Origin of the sequence: Sulfurimonas sp., from assembly GCF_016744025.1 — a bacterium.
Classification (GTDB): domain Bacteria; phylum Campylobacterota; class Campylobacteria; order Campylobacterales; family Sulfurimonadaceae; genus Sulfurimonas.
The window spans coordinates 1-19,907 of record NZ_JADGFC010000038.1 but is presented as its reverse complement, the minus strand read 5'-3'; the positions used below and the strand labels follow the sequence as shown (position 1 = coordinate 19,907).

18 protein-coding genes are annotated in these 19,907 nt (G+C 29.9%); 5 read left to right on the top strand and 13 right to left on the bottom strand.

Annotated features, from left to right (window positions below):
• Nucleotides 1–33 precede the first annotated feature (33 nt).
• Entirely contained in the window at nucleotides 34–1,299 is a 1,266-nt protein-coding gene (locus tag QZZ48_RS07350; protein WP_294963788.1) for a CCA tRNA nucleotidyltransferase, read from the top strand.
• Here the strand turns inward: QZZ48_RS07350 and QZZ48_RS07345 are convergent.
• From QZZ48_RS07345 to dnaA, 6 genes are all read right to left on the bottom strand, one after another.
• A complete protein-coding gene (locus QZZ48_RS07345; RefSeq protein ID WP_294963785.1) occupies nucleotides 1,267–1,740 on the bottom strand; it encodes a hypothetical protein in 474 nt (157 codons plus the stop codon). The genes QZZ48_RS07350 and QZZ48_RS07345 overlap by 33 nt on opposite strands.
• Nucleotides 1,741–1,770: 30 nt before the next feature.
• Nucleotides 1,771–2,157, bottom strand: coding sequence for a preQ(1) synthase (gene queF / locus QZZ48_RS07340; protein ID WP_294963782.1), 387 nt, complete (start codon nucleotides 2,155–2,157; stop codon nucleotides 1,771–1,773).
• A gap of 18 nt (nucleotides 2,158–2,175) precedes the next feature.
• The gene (locus QZZ48_RS07335) at nucleotides 2,176–3,585 is read right to left on the bottom strand and encodes a GGDEF domain-containing protein (RefSeq protein ID WP_294963779.1); all 1,410 of its coding nucleotides are present in this window, start codon (nucleotides 3,583–3,585) and stop codon (nucleotides 2,176–2,178) included.
• A 27-nt stretch (nucleotides 3,586–3,612) separates the two neighbouring features.
• The gene (gyrB, locus tag QZZ48_RS07330) at nucleotides 3,613–5,922 is read right to left on the bottom strand and encodes a DNA topoisomerase (ATP-hydrolyzing) subunit B (protein ID WP_294963777.1); all 2,310 of its coding nucleotides are present in this window, start codon (nucleotides 5,920–5,922) and stop codon (nucleotides 3,613–3,615) included.
• Nucleotides 5,923–6,061: 139 nt separating this feature from the next.
• Nucleotides 6,062–7,129, bottom strand: a complete 1,068-nt coding sequence (dnaN, locus tag QZZ48_RS07325) for a DNA polymerase III subunit beta (RefSeq protein ID WP_294963774.1) — start codon at nucleotides 7,127–7,129, stop codon at nucleotides 6,062–6,064.
• A 178-nt stretch (nucleotides 7,130–7,307) separates the two neighbouring features.
• The gene (dnaA, locus tag QZZ48_RS07320) at nucleotides 7,308–8,615 is read right to left on the bottom strand and encodes a chromosomal replication initiator protein DnaA (protein ID WP_294963771.1); all 1,308 of its coding nucleotides are present in this window, start codon (nucleotides 8,613–8,615) and stop codon (nucleotides 7,308–7,310) included.
• 175 nt (nucleotides 8,616–8,790) lie between these two features.
• Between dnaA and ruvC the strand changes: the two genes are divergently transcribed.
• The 3 genes from ruvC to QZZ48_RS07305 all read left to right on the top strand — a co-directional run bounded on the left by ruvC (nucleotide 8,791) and on the right by QZZ48_RS07305 (nucleotide 10,681).
• The gene (gene ruvC, locus QZZ48_RS07315) at nucleotides 8,791–9,267 is read left to right on the top strand and encodes a crossover junction endodeoxyribonuclease RuvC (RefSeq protein WP_294963769.1); all 477 of its coding nucleotides are present in this window, start codon (nucleotides 8,791–8,793) and stop codon (nucleotides 9,265–9,267) included.
• Nucleotides 9,268–9,381: 114 nt separating this feature from the next.
• Complete coding sequence (locus QZZ48_RS07310) at nucleotides 9,382–10,338, top strand: PAS domain-containing protein (protein ID WP_294963766.1); 957 nt, start codon at nucleotides 9,382–9,384, stop codon at nucleotides 10,336–10,338.
• A 28-nt stretch (nucleotides 10,339–10,366) separates the two neighbouring features.
• Entirely contained in the window at nucleotides 10,367–10,681 is a 315-nt protein-coding gene (locus QZZ48_RS07305) for a pyrimidine/purine nucleoside phosphorylase (RefSeq protein WP_294963763.1), read from the top strand.
• A 93-nt stretch (nucleotides 10,682–10,774) separates the two neighbouring features.
• On the opposite strand, the gene QZZ48_RS07300 is transcribed toward QZZ48_RS07305, so the two are convergent.
• The 7 genes from QZZ48_RS07300 to purB form a co-directional block, all read right to left on the bottom strand.
• Nucleotides 10,775–12,055 (bottom strand): citrate synthase, encoded by a 1,281-nt coding sequence (locus QZZ48_RS07300; RefSeq protein WP_294963762.1) that lies wholly within the window; start codon nucleotides 12,053–12,055, stop codon nucleotides 10,775–10,777.
• A gap of 36 nt (nucleotides 12,056–12,091) precedes the next feature.
• Complete coding sequence (gene trxC, locus QZZ48_RS07295) at nucleotides 12,092–12,514, bottom strand: thioredoxin TrxC (RefSeq protein WP_294963760.1); 423 nt, start codon at nucleotides 12,512–12,514, stop codon at nucleotides 12,092–12,094.
• Nucleotides 12,515–12,528: 14 nt separating this feature from the next.
• Nucleotides 12,529–13,884: a trypsin-like peptidase domain-containing protein gene (locus QZZ48_RS07290; protein WP_294963757.1), complete on the bottom strand. Its 1,356-nt coding sequence runs from the start codon at nucleotides 13,882–13,884 to the stop codon at nucleotides 12,529–12,531.
• A gap of 62 nt (nucleotides 13,885–13,946) precedes the next feature.
• The gene (fliW, locus tag QZZ48_RS07285) at nucleotides 13,947–14,333 is read right to left on the bottom strand and encodes a flagellar assembly protein FliW (protein ID WP_294963754.1); all 387 of its coding nucleotides are present in this window, start codon (nucleotides 14,331–14,333) and stop codon (nucleotides 13,947–13,949) included.
• Nucleotides 14,334–14,343: 10 nt separating this feature from the next.
• Nucleotides 14,344–14,709, bottom strand: coding sequence for a hypothetical protein (locus QZZ48_RS07280; protein WP_294963752.1), 366 nt, complete (start codon nucleotides 14,707–14,709; stop codon nucleotides 14,344–14,346).
• A 22-nt stretch (nucleotides 14,710–14,731) separates the two neighbouring features.
• On the bottom strand, nucleotides 14,732–17,098 hold the full coding sequence (locus QZZ48_RS07275) for a ribonucleoside-diphosphate reductase subunit alpha (protein ID WP_294963749.1): 2,367 nt from the start codon (nucleotides 17,096–17,098) through the stop codon (nucleotides 14,732–14,734).
• Between the two features lie 91 nt (nucleotides 17,099–17,189).
• Nucleotides 17,190–18,518 (bottom strand): adenylosuccinate lyase, encoded by a 1,329-nt coding sequence (gene purB / locus QZZ48_RS07270; protein ID WP_294963746.1) that lies wholly within the window; start codon nucleotides 18,516–18,518, stop codon nucleotides 17,190–17,192.
• A 113-nt stretch (nucleotides 18,519–18,631) separates the two neighbouring features.
• Here purB and QZZ48_RS07265 point away from each other — a divergent pair, with 113 nt between their 5' ends.
• Nucleotides 18,632–19,537 carry an RluA family pseudouridine synthase gene (locus QZZ48_RS07265; RefSeq protein ID WP_294963744.1) on the top strand — a complete coding sequence of 302 codons (906 nt, stop codon included), beginning with the start codon at nucleotides 18,632–18,634 and terminating at the stop codon, nucleotides 19,535–19,537.
• Nucleotides 19,538–19,907: the final 370 nt, after the last annotated feature.

The following is a 19,907-nucleotide window of genomic DNA, read 5'->3' as shown; positions in this document are numbered from 1 at the left end:
TATTTATAGTAAAACCCAAAGAATTGAGTCAAAATGATTGAATACCCAAACTTTTTAAATAAAATCTTTGATAAACTAGATAATAATGGTGCTAAATCTATCATTATTGGTGGATTTGTTAGAGACTATTTACTAAATATTAAGTCAGATGACATAGATATTGAAATATATAATATTTCATCTTTTGAAGAATTAGAATATATTTTAAAAGAGTTTGGAAGTGTAAATAGTGTTGGTAAAAGTTTTGGAGTATGTAAATTAAAGGTTCAAAACTTCACTTTAGATTTTACCCTACCAAGAACTGATTCTAAAATAGCCTCTGGACACTCCGGTTTTGATATAAAAATTCAAAAAAATCTTGATTTTGTAGATGCAACTAGAAGAAGAGATTTTTCTATGAATGCTATAGGCTATGATGTAGTAAACAAAACTATACTCGACCCATTTAATGGAATCAATGATTTAAATGAAAAAAACCTAAAAATGGTAGATGCAGAGACTTTTGTAGAAGATCCACTAAGAGTTTTAAGAGCAGTACAGTTTTGTTCTAGATTTAATTTAGTAATGGATAAAGAACTTTTTGTACTTTGCAAGTCTATGATAGATGATAACTTACTATCTCAGCTTGCTAAAGAAAGAATTTATCAAGAGATAAAAAAGAATTTACTCAAATCTAAAAAACCATCTTTAGGTTTTGAACTTCTAAAAAAGATAGGTGCTTTAAAATATTTTTCTCATTTAGAATTTATGCAAGAAGATGAGTGGTCTCGTTCAATGAATGCTATAGACAAAATTGCAAGATTAAAAACGACTAACAAAAGAGATAAAGAAGTTTTAATGTTAGCATCTATTTGTTATATATTTTCATCATCTCAGATTGAAGATTTTATATTTGTACTATCTAATGATAAATCACTATTAAATACTATCATTAAACTTCAAGATAATCTAAAAACTATTATAAATATATGTTCTAAAGAGATTAAAGATTATGAGCTTTATAAACTCGCAACTAAGGTAAATATAGAAGAATTAATTTTATTATCTGAAGCTTTATTTGGAGTTGGAAATTGCATATTAATAAGAGTAAAAGAGCTTAATATACTAAATAAAAAAATACCTCATATTTTATTGGGTAGAGATTTGATTAAATTAGGAATGAGTCCATCTAGTAAATTTTCTATAATACTAGACTTAGCATATGAAGCTCAAATGAATGGAGAATTTTTTTCTAAAGATGCAGCCCTAAGGTGGTTAAGCAATTACTTAACTACCAATAATATCCATCTTTCTTTGTAATTCACTTCTTTTATTCATATTCTCAATAGCTATAGCGATAGAGTCTATAAATTTTGAACCATAAATTTGTTTATTATCTTTATCATATTTTAGAATTATATTTTTAGATTCTTCTAGATATTTACTTACAAGTTCTATAGTAGTAACTGTAATTTTTTTATTTATTAATATTTTTAAAATAAGATCAAAACCTTTTTTAATCTTACTATCCATATCATCGATATTAATATATCTTTTAGATGTTTTATCATTAACTTCTAGAAGTTTATACATTATTTCACTTAAACCATCTTCACTGACGGGAAATTTTGCTATTCTGTCATTGACATAGTTTCTCATATCAGTTAAATTCATATTAGCAATTTTCTCTACTAACTCTTTATTTATCTGGTCATTATCAGATGAAGATTCTTTCATTTTTCCAAGCATCTTTGAAAACATTTTATTACCTTTGTAAAATTAGTTTCGTTGTTAGTTTTTTGCCATTTTTAAACTATCTATTTCTATTACAGTATGTACATTTCCACGAGGATTATAGTCTGCAACTACTTTTATATATTTAGGTTTTAGTTTAGTCTCTAAAATTTCATATATTTCATTTGCACTATTTTCATGTGAAACATGCTTATCTCTAAAAGAGTTTATATATAGTTTCATTGCTTTTAATTCTACTACCCATTCATTCGGTGTATATTCAAGATATATAGTCGCATAGTCAGGATATCCACTTCTTGGACAAAGACAAGAAAACTCAGGAAGAGTCATTTTAATTATATAATTTCTTTTATGCTGATTTGGCCATATTTCCAAATCTTTATCTACATCAAACTCATTTACTATTATTTCACCATATTTCATATTATATCCTCTGTTATATTAATTTTCATATTTATTTTCTACAGGAGCTAAATATTTACCTTGTAAATAATCAATTTTTAACTCTTTTACTTTTGTTTTTATTTCCTCTGTTTCAAGCATTTTAATCCATGTCTTAAGACCTTTTTTGTGTGCCATTACATTAAAACCATCAATTATACTTATATACTTTTCATTTTGTATATCTTTTGTATAAAAAGAATCAAACCTTACTATATCAATATCCAAATCTCTAAGATATAAAAAACTAGTATGAATAGATCCTAATCTATCAATAGCAATTAAAACACCCATATCTCTTAATGAATTTAGAGTAGAGTTATATCTGCTAATATGTGAATAGTATTGAACTTCATTTAGTAAAAATATAATTCTACTTTTTGTATTTTTATTTATATTAATAAGTTCTTTTGCTTTTATTAAAAAATCTGGGTTTCTAATTGAACTTGGGGAAATATTCATTGCAAATATTTCTTTGGATTTAGAACAACATTTTGCTATATTTTGCTCTAATACCATTAAATCAAATTCAACCATAAGTCCCAATTTATCCAAAACTTTCATATAATTTTTTTGGTGAATTATTTTTAAATCAGGTGTTTTTAGCTTTACAAAACACTCTTTTATAACACAAATATCATTTTCAAAAACATCTTGTGTCATTACAATAAATGATCTATTTTTAATAGCATTTATAACAAATAGTTCTTGTTTTTGTGGGCTTATATCTTCTTGATTTTGAGAAAGTAATTTTTTATTTCTATTTCTCTCTTGAAGTTCAAAAAGATTTTCTATTAGATAGTCAAGTTCATTTGAAAATGTTTTATCTGTTATATCAGCACTTATTTTAACCTCTATATTGTCTACTTTAAACTCATCACTTTTAAGACACATAAGTTCTAATATAGTTGAATATTCATTTTTTGTACCCTTGAGGCCAATTACAAAATCTCCACCCTTTATATGTCCCATAGGAAAATTACTTATTCCCTTATCTTCAAGGTAATCACTTATCTTTAGAGCAACTTTATGTAGAACCTTATCTCCATTTTTCATTCCATAACGATTATTTATATCAGCTAAATTATCTACACTTATCAGTAGTAATGTATAATTACTATTATTTTTTATCTCTTTTTTTAGATATTCATAAAGATATTCTCTTGTAAAAGTTTTTGTTACAACTTCTGTTATTCTATTATTAAAACCCTGATAAATAATATATAAAAAGAAATATATACTAAATGTAATAAGTAAAATAGACTCTATATAAAAATAAATATCTATACTTTGGTAATCAGTAATAAATTTGTTTGAAATAAAAGCAATAAGTAGAGCAAAGATTGGAAGTCCCATCCTCAAAGCAAGTTTGAAGCGGTACTCTCTCTCTTTAATTTCTGGGAGTAGCATAAGCCTATACTAACCTATACCTAGATGCTAAACATCAAGGTGTTTAACATCTTTAGCATGTGTTTCTATATAATTACGACGTGGTTCAACTTCATCACCCATAAATAGAGTAAATGCATCAGATGCAACTTCAGCGTCATCAATTGTAACCTGAAGTAAAACACGATTTTCAGGTGTCATTGTTGTTTCCCAAAGTTGATCTGGATTCATTTCACCAAGACCTTTATAACGCTGGATATATGCACCTTTTTTAGCATAATCATTAATATTTTCAAGAACTGTTAATATATCTTCTTCAAAACTAATATCCCACTCTTGAATTTTTTTGAAAACAAAATTTGCTTCATTAAAGTGAGGCGCTCCAAATAAATCATCATTTATAAGTAACTCTTCCATACCATCTTTTGTTTGAACAAAGATATGAATTGAATCATCACTAATAGTTTTAGTTAAAATATTATTTCCTGAATTAGTTAAAAACTTCTCAACTTCAGTGTATATATCTGCAATATTTAAACTTATTAAATCAGGGTTTTCAATAAAATGACGAATTAAATCAACTAAAGCATATCTACGCTCTAGTGCTACAAGTGAACCTCTATAATGATCAACCATTCTAAAATAAGAAATCAAGTCATTGTTACCAACACCCTCAACTTCTAAAGATTCTATACCATTTTCAATTAGGTAATCATTCATTTCACGATCATCTTTAAAGTAAATTTCTTTTTTACCTTTTTTATAACGATAGAGTGGTGGTTGAGCTAGGTATAAATAACCTTTTTCTACAACATCACGGAAATGTCTGAAGAAGAATGTTAGTAAAAGAGTTTGAATGTGAGAACCATCGACATCAGCATCGGTCATAATTATAAGTTTATGATAACGAAGTTTTTCTTCATTATATTCTTCACCTATTCCACAACCCATAGCAGTAATCATATTAGTGATTTCATCAGATTTTAAAATCTTTTCTAATCTTGCTTTTTCAACATTTAGAATCTTACCCTTAAGTGGTAAAATTGCTTGAAATACACGATCACGACCCATTTTAGCTGAACCACCCGCAGAATCACCTTCCACCAGATATAGTTCACAGATGCTTGCATCCTTACTTTGACAATCAGCTAACTTACCAGGAAGAGTACCAACTGTCATATTATCTTTTCTACGAGTTAACTCTCTTGCTTTTTTAGCAGCTTCACGACCACGAGCAGCCATAAGTGCTTTGCTAACAATTGCTTTTGCTTCTAATGGATTTTCTTCAAAATATTTAGATAAAAGTTCATAAGTTGCTTTTTGTACCAATGGTCTAACATAAGTATTTCCAAGTTTACCTTTTGTTTGACCTTCAAATTGTGGTTCTGGAACACGAGCAGAAACAATTGCTATTAATCCTTCTTTTACATCATCACCAGAAATTTTTACATCTTTTTCTTTTGCTGCGCCATTTTTAGCATTATAATTAGATACAACACGAGTAAGTCCAGCTCTAAAACCAGCTTCATGTGTTCCACCATTTGGTGTTCTAATATTATTTACAAAAGATGCTAGTTTTTCATCATATGCATCGTTATACATAAGTGCTATATCAAACTCTATATCTTCTATTTTTGATGTAAAAGAATAAACAGATGCAACTTGAGTCTTTTTATTCATATCCATAACGTACTGAGCTATACCACCTTCAAAATGGTATGTTTCAGTTAAATCTGTTCTTTCATCTTTAAAAACGATTGTAATAAATGGATTTAGGTATGCTAACTCTTTAAATCTTTTTGATAAATATTCATATTCAAAAATAATAGTATCTGTAAATATACTAGGATCAACAGCAAATTCAATAGTTGTACCTGTTTTTCTAGTTTTACCAATTACAGCTAAAGGTTCTTGAGGAATACCAAGTTTAAAGTTTTGCTCATGAGTTTGACCTTCTCTATTAATAGTCATCTTCAAATCAGATGAAAGTGCATTTACAACAGAAACACCAACACCGTGAAGACCACCAGAGACTTTATAAGTATCTTTATCAAATTTACCACCGGCATGAAGAACAGTTAATACAACAGTAGCTGCACTCATTCCCTCTGTTGGATGCATATCTGTAGGAATACCACGACCATTATCAGTAACTTTACAAGTATTATTTTTAGTAAGTACTACAGTAATAGTATCACAATGACCTGCCATTGCTTCATCAATAGAATTATCAATAACTTCATAAACTAAATGGTGTAAACCTCTATGACCTGTATCACCAATGTACATACCAGGTCTTTTTCTAACAGCTTCTAAACCTTTAAGGACTTTAATATTACTAGCACCATAATTTTCCATTAACATCTCCATATAGCCATTTTGGCATAATTGAAGATATTCTATCTAATATTTACTAAAATAAAGTTTTATGGGATTTTTTTCTAAAGGAGTATATAAATAACTTCACATTTTGTGTGAAGTTATTTTATTATATTGATTAAATTACTATAGGCATAACAACTGTTTTAAAGTTGCCATCAACTAAAAGAAAAGGTAAATTACCTTCATTAAGTCCTATACTAAATTCTGAAGAATTAATAGTGTTTAAAAAATCTAAAAGATATTTAGAATTAATTGCTATTACAAATTCTTCTGTGAAGTTAGTATTATAACTTATCTCTGTTTTTGCTTCTATATTATCATCACTCAATGATTCAAATGTTATAAAATTATTTAGAAAAGTTATTTTAACATCTGATGATATTGTAGTGATTTGTTTAATTGAGTCAATCATAATAGCTTTTGGTAAAACTAATGTGTTATTAACTTCTTTTGGAATAATTCTAGAATATTCAGGAAATTTTCCATTTATTAGTTTTGTAAAAAACGTATATTGCTCTGAATGAATTATTAAGTTAGTTTCATCATAATAAAGTTCTATGTTATCAAAGAAAAGTTTTTGAATTTCTATAATAGCTTTTTTAGGAATTATTATTGATAATTCACTGCCACTTTGATTTGGAATATTTACTATGGCTAATCTTCTTGTATCTGTTGAGGCAAAGTTAATACTATCTTCTCTAATATCTATTAAAGCACCGTTAAGTTCAAACTTAGGGTTATTAGTATCTATTGCAGGAGTTATTTTTTTTAAAGATTCTATTAATGAGTGTGATTCAATAGTTATCCGTGATTTTCCTTCATAGCTTGGAAACTCAGGAAATTCATTATAAGAGAAAGTTGGTAGTTTAAACTTAGAATGAGATTGTGAAATATATAACATTTCATTTTTTACTTCTAAGTTTATTTCACCATCTTTTAATATTCTAATAATGTCTAAAAGCTTTTTACCGTTAGCAGTAATACTACCAGTTGCTATAATATTTATTTTGTCAGTAGATACTTCAAAACCTATTTCATAATCAGTAGCTTTTATAGTCAGTTTAGAATCATTAACATTTACATATACATGTGATGTTATTTGAGAAGTATCTTTTTTTTCTAAAAATGGCTGAGCATAAACAAGTATATTTTCTATGATTGATTTAGAAACAGTTATTTTCATATGAATTCCTATTAATTATATAATATTTTAGTATGTAGTAGTAGGAGGGTGTGATTATGTGAATATCACCTTTACCTTCCTATCTTAAGAGTATTTCGGATGTGATGAACCAAATCAAGTCTATTCACATCTATTCACTTATATGATTATATCTTTTTTTTAATCAAATGTACGAATTTTAAGAAACCGAAGTTATTTTATTAGTTAATTCTTCAATTTTAACTTTAAAATCTTCATCATTTTTCATTAGTTCATTAATCTTTTTAAGTGTATGACTTATGGCAGTATGATCTTTCATTCCAAAATATTGTGCTAACTGAGGCATTGTATTTTGTGTAAGTTCACGACATAGATAAATAGAAATTCTTCTAGCATAAACAAGATTTTTACTTCTACCTTTTGAACGAATCTCTGTAGGCTTTATATTTAAATCTTTTGCAACATTATTAGTAATAATATCAAGAGTTAAATTAGCACGATTTTCTTGAAGTTGATCTTTTAATACATTCTTAGTGAATGCTAAATCAATATCAATATGCATTAGTTGTGAGTATGCATGTAATTTAGAAAGAATACCTTCTATCTCACGAACATTACTCTCTATAACAGTTGCTATATAATTTATAATGTCATTAGAAAGTTTTACTTTATTAATTTCACATTTTTTCTTTATAATTGCTATTTTAGTTTCTAACTCTGGAGGTTGAATATCAGCAACTAGACCCCATTCAAATCTACTTTGAAGTCTTTTTTCTAATCCACCAATTTTTTTAGGATGTTTATCAGCTGTTAGAATAATTTGTTTTCCTGAACCTTTTAGAGCTTCAAATGTGTGAAAAAATTCTTCTTGAATACCCTCTTTATTACTTAAAAACTGAATATCATCAATTAGTAAAACGTCACATTTACGATATTTTTCTTGAAATGAAGGCATAGTTTTGTTTCTAACATGACGTATAAAGTCATTTAAAAACTGTTCAACTGATGTGTATATAACACTTTTTCCTTGATTTTGGAAAACATTTCCAGCTGATTGCATAAGATGTGTTTTTCCTAAACCAACGCCACCATAGATAAAAAGAGGGTTATATACTTGACCAGCATTTTCACTAACACTTTTAACAGCAGCATAAGCAAACTGATTTGATCCACCAACCATGAAGTTATCAAAGGTATGAGATGGGTTTAGTAGAGAGTGTTGTTGTTTTTGTTCAACTTTTTGTTTTTTTGTTTTTGAATCTGTTGAATTTTTAAGTGTTATCTTTACACTTACTTTAGAACCATTTTTAACTTCAAAGAGATGAGCTATTTTTTCACTGTATTTACTTTTAATCCAGTTACTAATAAGAGCATTTGGAGCGTAAAAAATTGCTAAATCACTTGATGACTTTTTAGAATCATAAGTTAATTGTTTAATATATCTATTATATTGTACTTCTGTTATCTCTTCTTTTAGTAATTCTAGAACTTCTTGACCTATATTCACATAAAACCTTAGTTAGTTATTTATATGTGAATATTATCACTCATTTACATAAGATAGGGTTAAAGTTATGTGAATAACTTAAAAAACTAATGTGAATATCTCATAATTAATTAGTTTAAAGTATATATTACACAGCTTTTTTATATAATGATAAAAATTAATATAATGGCAAAAAATGACAATACTTGGAATTGACCCTGGAACAAGAAATATGGGTTATGCTCTTATATCTTTAGAACGTGGAAAAATATCTCTTATAGAAGCTGGTCTAATAAAAATGAAAGCTGAAGGTTTGCAGTTTCAAATTCCTCAAATGGTAGAGGGTTTAGATACTATATTTAAAAAACATCAGATAGATGAAGTTGCAATGGAAGATATTTTTTATGCTCATAATCCATCAACTACTATTAAACTAGCCCAATTTCGTGGTGCAATAATATTAAAACTTTTAGAAGTACATGGACAATTTCACGAATATACAGCTCTTCAAGTAAAAAGAGCTCTTACTGGAAAAGCTAAAGCAGCAAAAGAACAGGTTGCTTTTATGGTTAAAAGGCTTCTAAACATAAAAAAAGAGATAAAACCTTTAGATATATCAGATGCCATGGCAGTAGCAATAACACATTCACAAAGAGTAACTATTCGTAAATAAATAATATAGTTATTTACTAAACTCTTGCGATATATCAAAAAATAAAAAAAGTAAAGATAGTATACTTCCTCATTATAAAAGCAATAATATATGTTGCTTTATCAAGGAAAATATATGAATGATTTACCAGAAGGTCACCCTGTAAAAGTATACTTAGAAGAAAATCAACTAGTTCGTGGTTTGATTACTAGTATCAATAGTATAAATATAGTGACAAATAATGTAGAGTTTAAAGAAAAATTTGCAAGACTTTGTTTAGTAGAAAAACATTTTGCAAGAAAAGAAAATCAACTTTTTCCTTACTTAGAACAATATGGATGGACTTCACCTTCTCAAAATATGTGGGCCTTTCACGATGATATCCGTGCTATTATAAAACTAGCAAGACCACTTGTTAATAATGGCGAAACAGAGTCACTAATGATAGTTTTACAAAATCTTTTTGGAAATCTAGAACATATTATGCAAGTTGAAGAACAAAGATTATTTCCAAATGCATTACAATTATTACAAGAAGATGATTGGATGGAGATGCGAGATGGAGATGAAGAAATAGGTTGGATGTTTGATGAAGAACCTGCCTCTTATCCTGCACATGAAAAAGATGAATATGTGCATCCTTCTATGGACACTAAAAAGAGAAAACTTCCATTTTCACTTGAAGGAAGACTTGATTTAGAACAAGGCCATATGTTACCAGAACAAATTAACTGGTTATTAAAGTTTATGCCTGTTGATATCACTTATGTTGATGAAAACGATATTGTTATATTTTATAACCGTGGCGATAACAGAGTATTCCCAAGAAGTGCAGGTATTATTGGTAGAGAAGTAAAATTTTGTCATCCTCCAAAATCTGTTGATCAGGTACTTATGATTCTTAGAGAGTTTAAAGCAGGTCGGAGAGATGAAGCAGAATTTTGGATTACTTTCAAAGGTCAGTTTATTCATATTCGTTATTTTGCAATAAGAGATGATGAGGGCGCTTATAAAGGTGTTATTGAAGTATCTCAAGATGTAACTCATATCAGAGGTCTAGAAGGTCAACAAAGATTACTTGACTGGGAATAGGATATAATTCTTTTAAAAGGATATACCTATGAGTAAACTAGAAAATGTTAGTGTAGTAAAAGAAGCAAATATCTACTATGATGGAAAAGTTACAAGTCGTACAGTTGAGTTAGAAGATGGCTCAATTGTTTCTTTAGGAATTATGTTGCCAGGTGAATATACTTTTGGTACTAATGAAGCTGAAATTATGGAGATACAAAGCGGTGATTTAGAAATTAAATTACCAAATGAAGAGTGGAAAATTCTTAATACTCCTGAGAGTTTTAATGTTCCTGCAAACTCTTCTTTTGATATTAAAATCAAAACAGTTACAGATTATTGTTGTTCATATATTAAGGGATAAAGCTCAACTTAGAAAAAAACTAAATTTTTTTCGGTAAACACTAAAGTCCAGCTTAGAAAATAACTAAATTAGAAAATAGTTATATCCAGAGTATTAATACTCTGGAGTTCTATCATCTGGCCCTAGGTATAATTGACGAGGACGAGCAATTTTAATAGTTTCTTGTTCTTGTAATTCAATCCACTGAGCAATCCAACCAGGTGTTCTACCAATAACAAAAATAACAGCAAACATATCTTTTGGAATTCTAAGTGCTTGAAGAATTAATCCAGAATAAAAATCTATATTTGGATATAAACCTCTACTAATAAAGTAATCATCATTAAGAGCAATTTTTTCTATTTTTTCTGCTACTTTAATAAGTTCACTATCTATTCCAAGTTCTTCTATAAGATCATTTCTAATAGCTTTCAGTGCTTTAGCACGAGGGTCAAAGTTTTTATAAACACGATGTCCAAATCCCATTAGTCTAAATGGATCATTTTTATCTTTAGCTTTTGCAATAAACTCATCAACTCTATCAACAGTTCCAATCATTTCAAGTTGACGAATAACAGACTCGTTAGCACCACCATGAGCACGACCCCATAATGCGCTAATACCAGCACTAATAGCAGCATAAGGATGAGCATGTGTTGAACCTACATTTCTTACAGATGTAGTTGAAGCATTTTGTTCATGGTCAGCATGAAGAGTAAAAATAGTATCAAGTGCTTTTACTTCAATAGGACGAAGATCAACATGGTGATGTGGGTAAGCTCTCATCATATATAAAAAGTTTTCTGTAAAACCTTTTTTTATATCTGGATAAATAATTGGTAGTCCATTTGAATATCTATATGAGAATGCTGCTAATGTAGGAATCTTAGCAACGATACGATTAGCCATTTCCATATATTCTTCTGGAGTATCAATATCTAAGTGATCAAAGTAAAATGCTGATAGAGCAGATACACCTGCAGAAAGGATTGCCATTGGATGTGCTTGATCTGGAAAAGAATCAAAAAGTTTTTTCATGCCTTCATGAATATAAGATCGTTTTTTCATCTCTTCTGTAAAATTATCAAGTTCTTCAGCCGTTGGAAGTTCTTTGTTTAGAAGAAGGTAAGCAGTATCTAAAAATGTTTTTTCATTAGCAAGGTATGATATGTCATAACCTCTATACATTAACTGACCTTTACCACCATCAATATAAGTAATTTTAGAACGACAAGATGCTGTAGATGTATATCCTCTATCAAAAGTAAACATTCCTGTTTCTTTATAAAAAGATGAGATATCAACAACAGAAGGTCCAACCGTACCATCTAAGATGGGAAGTTCAATACTCTTTCCATTTCTGTTATCTGTAAGTGTCATTGTATTTTTATTCATAAAAACCCTTTTATTGTTTTATTTGTAAATATTATATCATATAAATTGTGAAGCCAAATTATTTAGAGTGATTTCATCCATCAGACCGGACATTCTGTGTATTTCTATTCCATTTTTAAACACTAAAAGGGTTGGAATACTTTTTATTTTAAATCTAGCTTCGAGGTTTTGTTCTTCTTCTGTGTTTACTTTTACATATAGTGCTTTTAAAGCAAACTTCTTAGCACTTTTTTCAAAGTTGGGACCCATCATTTTACAAGGACCACACCAAGGTGCCCAAAAATCTATAATAACAGGTATATCACTATTTACTAAAACTTCATCAAAGTTAGTTTCACATAAATCTATTGGTGTTGTATCTAACAGAGAGTTTTTACACTCTCCACAGTTAGCTACTTTATAAGACTCTTTAATTGGTATGTTATTCACATTTTTACAGTGTGGACATATAACTCTCATACTTCTCCTTTTGTTTATAATACTATAGCAAAAATATTGCCTCTTCTAAATATATATATTCTTTTTTTATTTTGTGAAGATGTTGCTGTTTTAAAATCATCAATACTAGTAATTTCTATATCTTCAATTTGAACAATTATATCATCCTTAAGAATACCTATAGAATGAGCTTGAGTATTTAACTCCACATCATCTACTAACACACCACCATGAATGTTAGCATTAGCTCTTAGTAATCTTTGTAATTCTGTTGGTAAAGCTACAACATTCATACCTTTATAGTTTTTAGTTACAGATGCTATTTGATTATCAAGTAAACCAAGTTTTACATTAACAATGTCTACTTTTTTATCTCTTAAAAATTTTATATTTACAACTCTTAATGGTTGAAATGCTCCTATAGTATTTTTAAGTTTACTTGCACTGTCTATTTTTTTTCTGTTTATTGAGATGATTAAATCACCTCTTTTTAAACCAGCCTTAGCTGCAGGAGAATTTTCTTCTATGCTTATGATTAGTCCACCATATCTATTATCGTAAAAACTACTCATATCTTCATTCACATCTGATATTCCCACACCTAAATATGCACGAGAATATTTTCCAGTATCTATTAGTTGCATTGCTATTGAAGTAACCATGTTTGATGGTATGGAAAGTCCGATACCATCATTTCCTCCGCTTTTAGAAATAATAGCCGAGTTGATTCCTATTAAATGACCTGCTGAGTTAATTAGTGCTCCTCCTGAATTACCAGGATTTATAGATGCATCTGTTTGTATAAAGTTTTCATACTCTACTATTCCAATGCCACTTCTTCCAGTTGCAGAAACTATTCCCTGTGTTATAGTCTCACCTACACCAAATGGATTTCCAAGAGCAAAAACAACATCACCAACTTTTACTTTATCCGAGTTATAAAAAGTTACAGCATTTAATTTACTAGCATCAATCTTAATTATTGCTACATCACTCTTTGCATCTGTTCCAATAAGTTTAGCTTCATACTCTTTTTTATCTCCTGCGATGCTGACTTTTATTTCATCTGCTCCACTAACTACATGGTTGTTAGTAACTATGTAACCATCTTTAGAAATAATAACACCACTTCCAGATGCACCTTGAGGTACTTTACCTTGATTGTTATTAAATGGGTTGCCATAAGCTCTACCGCTACTGATAGTTTTTCTAGTAGATATATTTACAACGCTTGTTCTAACATTTTCTAAAACATTGTTATATGATAGGATGAAGTTTTGACTAGTAGGATTTTTTCGCTGAATATTTTCATCAGCATATTTGAACTCTACACCATCTTTGGCATAAGCCATTGTTAGTGTAAGCAAACATATTAAAAGTAAATTTTTCATTTTTTCCTCCGTGTATTTAACTAAGTTTATAACTTATTTGTTTACGAAGGATTAATGAGGTTTTATGATTTAAATGTTTTAATAACTTCTGTCATTCCAAATTCAGGATGTCTTGCTGGTTCTAAAACAGTTTGAGCAATTTTATTATTGTCATTATTGATAATAATAGGTGCTAGAAAATTTACAGTAGAATTTTCTATTGGCTTTTGTAATACAACAATATTATAAGCACTGAGATTAGAATTTTCATTAATTTCCATACTTGATTGTAAATCAGATGGTATGTCAAAAGAATATTCTCTAAGTATATAAGGGTTTGATACTGTAAATGATATATCACTATTTTTTGTATCTCTCATAGTTGAAAAAAGGTCATCTATTTTATAGATTTCTACTTCTGTAGTTTTTTCAAAACCTAAAATATTTCCTACAATTTCATATTTTTGCATCTCTAAGCCTTTAGAATGGTTTTTCTTCATATTTAACATTTGAAGACATTATATAGCTAACAGCATTTTTTATTCCAGATGCAGTAGTATAATTACCAACACAAAAATGAAAGATATCATTTTCATATATTATATTCATTCCTTCGCTTAAGTCAATATAAGAAAGTTTTGAATTATCTATAAGTTTAGCATCTAAGATGCTAGAGAATTCTAGGTGTAGAGTTAACCAGTCAAAACCTCTTGCCTCATCTTGACAAGCAATAATAACTTTTATTGTAGTTGGAGATAGCATTTCAAAAGAACGAATCTCAGTATCTACAAAGTTACCAAATCTTTTTAAAAGTTGTGGTAACTCTTTTGATAATAAAGGTCTCATATATTATTCTCCTTTATTGTTTTTATTGACAACCTACACATTCCATACTTCTATCTTCTACATCGTTAGCAACCTCTGGAGATTGTGAACGTAAATAGTAAGTAGATTTAAGACCTAATTTCCAAGCAAGCATATAAATTTCATTTAAGTATCTACCACTTGCTTTATCAAGTGTAATAAAGATATTTAGACTTTGACCTTGGTCTAACCATTTTTGTCTAATGGCTGCTGCTTTTATAAGTAGAGTTTGGTTTAAATCATATGCAGGAGTGTAGTAAGACCAAGTCTCAGGAGAAAGGTTTGGTACTACAACAGGGATAAGTCCACTTAGATTTTCTTCAAACCATTTTCTTTTAAATACTGGCTCGATTGCTTGAGTTGTACCAGTTAGAATGGAGATTGAACTTGTAGGTGCAATAGCCATTAGATAACCATTTCTCATCCCTTGAGATTTCACCTTAGTTCTTAAGTCATCCCACTCATATGTAGATGCAAAGAGTCCACCACGGTCAACAAGATTTATAACTTCTGCGTTAGCGTGATCCATTGGCATAACACCCTTGCTCCACTGTGAACCTTCAAATTCTGGATAAATACCCTTCTCTAATGCTAAGTCAGAAGATGAAGAGATAGCATTAAAACTAACAGCTTCCATAACTTCATCAACTTTATCAAAGTGTTCTTGAGTTCCCCAAGCTATACCTTTCTCAGCTAGCATCTGAGCCTCACCCATAACACCAAGACCAATAGAACGACTTTTCATGTTAGTACGTTTTACCTTTTCAACTGGGTAGAAATTAAGGTCTATAACGTTATCCAAACAACGAATAGCAATAGGAACTATTCTATCTATTTCTTCTTTTGTATTTATACGAGATAGGTTTACAGATGCAAGATTACAAACAGCAGTATCACCATTGATTTTTTCTTTTTCAACTACATAAATAGGAAGTCCACCAAGATAATCAAGAGCAGTTACTTTTTTTGCAACTTTTTCTATTCCACTATCTAGTTTTACTATTTCATCTTCTTCATAAGAGATGCTATCTCCGTTTTCAAAAATTACTTTTATCTTGTAATGGTTTGGTTTAGTGTTTTGAAATATTTCAGTACAAAGGTTTGAACTTCTAATAACACCAGTATGATTGTTAGGATTTGCACGGTTAGCATTATCTTTAAAACAAAGAAATGGTGAACCTGTTTCAAAGTAAGATGTTAGTATCTTTTTCCAAAGGTTTTTAGCTTTGATTGTTTCTTTTACAATGCTTTCATCTTCTTCTAGTTCTTTATAACATTTGTTAAAATCTTCACCATAAAGTGTTGCTAACTCTTTTGCATCATAAGGATCAAAAAGTGTCCAGATTGCGTCTTCTTCAACTCGTTGCATGAAAAGGTCGTTTAACCACATTGCAGGAAATAGATCATGAGCACGACGACGCTCTTCACCAGAGTTTTTCTTAAGATCTAAAAAGTCATTGATATCAATATGCCATGGTTCCATATAAACAGCAATAGCACCTTTTCTAGTTCCAAGTTGATCAACTGCAATGGCAATGTCATTTGTAATCTTTAAGAAAGGAACAGTTCCACCAGCAGCATTTTTGTGTCCATCAATAAATGAACCCATAGAACGAATACCAGTCCAGTCCCAACCAATACCTCCACCAAACTTAGATAGCATTGCCATCTCTTGGTAAGAGTCAAAGATTCCTTCGATGTTATCCGGAGTAGAACCTATATAACAAGATGAAAGTTGATGTCTTGTTGTTCTTGCATTTGATAGAGTTGGAGTTGCAAGCATAACCTCAAACTGAGATATCATGTTATAGAACTTTATAGCCCACTCATGTTTGTTTTCTTCTCTTTGTGCTAAGAACATAGATATAGCCATAAACATGTGTTGAGGAAGTTCTATAGGGTTGCTATTTCTATCTTTTATAAGATATCTATCATAAAGTGTTTTAACACCTAAATAGTTAAAAAGCATATCTCGTTCAGGTTCAATATGTTTTTCAAGTCTATCTAGGTCATACATATCAGCAAGACCGGTAAGAAGTCTTCCTTCTTTTTCACCTTTTTCAAAATACTTTTTTAAAGAACCATAACCAGTAAAACCATTTACTTGGTGATATAGATTAAACATAAATAATCTTGACGCAACAAATGTCCAGTTAGGAGCATCTATATCTATCTTATCTACAGCAGTTTTAATTAAAGTTTTTTGTATTTCTGCAGATGTTATACCATCGCGAAAGTGAATCTGAGCATCAACTTCAAGTTCACTTTGAGATACATTGCTTAAGTCTTTAACTGCGGCAGAAGTATATTTTTGAATCTTACTAATATCTAATGGTTCTGTTCTTCCATTTCTTTTTATAATTGTTATCATATTTTTTGTCCTGAAAAATAAACTATTGAAGGCATTAAAATCAGCTTCAATAGTTTTGTGGGTATATACGCTAAATGAATTTTATTATCTTTTATTTAAAAACTCTTTTAAATATTGCATCTACATTTTTCGTATAGTAATCATAGTTAAAACATTCACGAATTTCTTTTTCGCTTAGTGATTTTATTAGTTCATCATCAGCTAGTAAGTGATTAAGATATAAAGACTCACCTTTCTCATCTGTAGTTGCTTTACCTTGTTGTATTTCTTGCCAAACTTTCATAGCATTACGCTGAACTATTCTATATGCATCTTCACGAGATACACCTTGAAGAGGAAGTTCTAAAAGAACACGTTGAGAAAAAACAAGTCCACCAGTAAGGTTCAAGTTTTTCATCATGTTCTCAGGAAATACTGTTAGGTTAGCGATTACGTTATTCATACGGTGAAGCATAAAGTCCATTGTAATAAATGCATCTGGTAACCAGAAACGCTCAGTAGAAGAATGGCTAATATCTCTTTCATGCCATAGTGCAACATTTTCCATAGCAGGTGCTGCGTAAGCTCTAATCATTCTTGCTAGACCGGTAATATTTTCAGTAAGAATTGGATTACGTTTATGTGGCATTGCAGAAGAACCTTTTTGACCTTTTGCAAAAAATTCTTCAGCCTCATATACTTCAGTTCTTTGTAAGTGTCTTACTTGAACTGCAAACTTTTCAACAGAAGATGCAAGTAGTGCTAAAGTAGTTGCTAGTCTTGCATAACGATCACGATGTACAACTTGGTTTGAGCAAGGCTCAGATTTTAAGCCAAGTTCTTCCATAGCGTACTCTTCTAGTTCTAGTGGTGCATGAGCGAAATTACCCATAGCTCCAGAAATTTGACCTACTGCAATTACTTCCATAGTCTGTTCTAGGTTTAGAAGGTGACGAGCTACTTCGTCATACCAAACAGCTAAAGTCAAACCAAAAGTGATAGGCTCGCCATGGATTCCATGAGAACGTCCAACCATAAGAGTCATCTTATGTTCCTCAGCACGCTTTTTGATTGATTCCATAAGAGTTTTCACATCATCTATAATAATATTTAAAGAGTCTCTCATTTGAAGTGCAACACCAGTGTCAACTGCATCAGAACTTGTCATACCATAGTGAAACCATCTAGACTCTTCGCCTAAGCTTTCTGATACACTTGTATTAAAGGCTATTAAGTCATGCTTAGTAACTGCTTCAATCTCTTCGATACGTTCTACTGAAAAAGTTGCATTCTTTACAATCTTATCAGCGTCATCTTGAGGAATTTTACCAAGTTTAGCCCAAGCTTTTACAGCAGCCTTTTCTACTTCTAGCCATGCAGCATATCTTGCATGCTGTGTCCATTTTTCTGACATTTCAGGTCTTGAATATCTATCTATCATTTTATAGGTTCCTTATGATTATTATCTTAATGTTTATGCTAGAATTCGAACATAATAAAGTCACTTATTTTACAGAAATTTTTGTAAAAAATTGATTAAATGAGGATTAAATTTTGCCATTTGTAATGAAAAAAATGTTTGCACCAATCAAACAAAAAGCTTTTTTGTATTTAATAAAAGAACTTGAGTATACACAAAAAGAAGCACAACGCTTGATAGCTAAAGGTCGTCTCTTTCAAAATGGAGAACCTATGACTAGAACAGCTGGTGAAATTGAAGGTGAGTTTGAATTTATATATTTTGAACCAATTACAAAAGGTTTAGAAGCTACGGCTATTTATGAAGAGTTTGTAGTTTTTGATAAACCAAGCGGAGTTCTTATTCATCCTCAAAATAGAAAAACTCCCTATTCTCTTATTGATGAATTAAAGTATCAATATGGAAGAGATGCTAACATCGCTCATAGAATTGATCAAGAGACAAGTGGATTAGTTTTATGTGCTAGAAACAAAGAGAGCGAGATAGATATCAAAATGATGTTTGAGCAAAGAGATATGAAAAAGAAATATCTCGCTCTTGTTCATGGAGAGCTAAAAGATGCAATGTGTATAGAAGCTCCACTTCTTAGACGAGAAGATGAAAGTGCAATTGTTAGAATGGTTGTGAAGGTTCATGAAGAAGGTAAAGCTTCTAAGACATATATTAAGCCATTAAAGTATTTTAGTGATAGAAATATGACTTTGGTAGAGTGCTCTCCATACACAGGACGTCAACATCAGATTAGAGTTCATTTGTTTCATGTGAAACATCCAATAGTTGGAGACCCGATTTATGGGCAGACTGAAATAGACATCGTGAGATTTTTAGATAAAGAGTTAGATGCTAAAAAAAGAATAGAACTTGGCGGTGCTTCTAGGTTGCTTCTTCATGCAAATGAATTAGAGTTTGAGTTATACGATAATCAATATCACATAATAAGTAAAGTAGATTTTGAGCAAATATGTTTAGATTCTATGTAAAGCTATTCACAATGTGAATAACATTTTCGAATAATTAAAAGACATTCTATTTACAAAGTAGTATTAGCTTATATATACAGCTTAAAGCCCAAAACATAGGGCTTTAAGCCATGTGAAAGGATTGTGAATTAAGGATACTTTTATATAAAATAATTCTTAAAAAAAGAAAGAATTTAGTAATTTATATAGGCTAAAGCTAAAAGATATTCACAACTTAGAGCAATGTGTGAATAATTCACATTTTACATAAATTTATAAGTTTCTTCTTTTAATTACGCCAATTCCAACAACAAGTGCAATTTCCACCTAAATTAGCTAGCTAATCTTTTACTCATTTCACTGAAAAACACTTCATACGGAGTTTTGTATT

Excerpts from the sequence above, each read along its gene's own strand:
- QZZ48_RS07350 (WP_294963788.1), top strand. The coding sequence starts at position 34 with ATGATTGAATACCCAAACTTTTTAAATAAAATCTTTGATAAACTAGAT.
- QZZ48_RS07345 (WP_294963785.1), bottom strand. The coding sequence starts at position 1,740 with ATGTTTTCAAAGATGCTTGGAAAAATGAAAGAATCTTCATCTGATAAT.
- queF (WP_294963782.1), bottom strand. The coding sequence starts at position 2,157 with ATGAAATATGGTGAAATAATAGTAAATGAGTTTGATGTAGATAAAGAT.
- QZZ48_RS07335 (WP_294963779.1), bottom strand. The coding sequence starts at position 3,585 with ATGCTACTCCCAGAAATTAAAGAGAGAGAGTACCGCTTCAAACTTGCT.
- gyrB (WP_294963777.1), bottom strand. The coding sequence starts at position 5,922 with ATGGAAAATTATGGTGCTAGTAATATTAAAGTCCTTAAAGGTTTAGAA.
- dnaN (WP_294963774.1), bottom strand. The coding sequence starts at position 7,129 with ATGAAAATAACTGTTTCTAAATCAATCATAGAAAATATACTTGTTTAT.
- ruvC (WP_294963769.1), top strand. The coding sequence starts at position 8,791 with ATGACAATACTTGGAATTGACCCTGGAACAAGAAATATGGGTTATGCT.
- QZZ48_RS07310 (WP_294963766.1), top strand. The coding sequence starts at position 9,382 with ATGAATGATTTACCAGAAGGTCACCCTGTAAAAGTATACTTAGAAGAA.
- QZZ48_RS07305 (WP_294963763.1), top strand. The coding sequence starts at position 10,367 with ATGAGTAAACTAGAAAATGTTAGTGTAGTAAAAGAAGCAAATATCTAC.
- QZZ48_RS07300 (WP_294963762.1), bottom strand. The coding sequence starts at position 12,055 with ATGAATAAAAATACAATGACACTTACAGATAACAGAAATGGAAAGAGT.
- trxC (WP_294963760.1), bottom strand. The coding sequence starts at position 12,514 with ATGAGAGTTATATGTCCACACTGTAAAAATGTGAATAACATACCAATT.
- QZZ48_RS07290 (WP_294963757.1), bottom strand. The coding sequence starts at position 13,884 with ATGAAAAATTTACTTTTAATATGTTTGCTTACACTAACAATGGCTTAT.
- fliW (WP_294963754.1), bottom strand. The coding sequence starts at position 14,333 with ATGCAAAAATATGAAATTGTAGGAAATATTTTAGGTTTTGAAAAAACT.
- QZZ48_RS07280 (WP_294963752.1), bottom strand. The coding sequence starts at position 14,709 with ATGAGACCTTTATTATCAAAAGAGTTACCACAACTTTTAAAAAGATTT.
- QZZ48_RS07275 (WP_294963749.1), bottom strand. The coding sequence starts at position 17,098 with ATGATAACAATTATAAAAAGAAATGGAAGAACAGAACCATTAGATATT.
- purB (WP_294963746.1), bottom strand. The coding sequence starts at position 18,518 with ATGATAGATAGATATTCAAGACCTGAAATGTCAGAAAAATGGACACAG.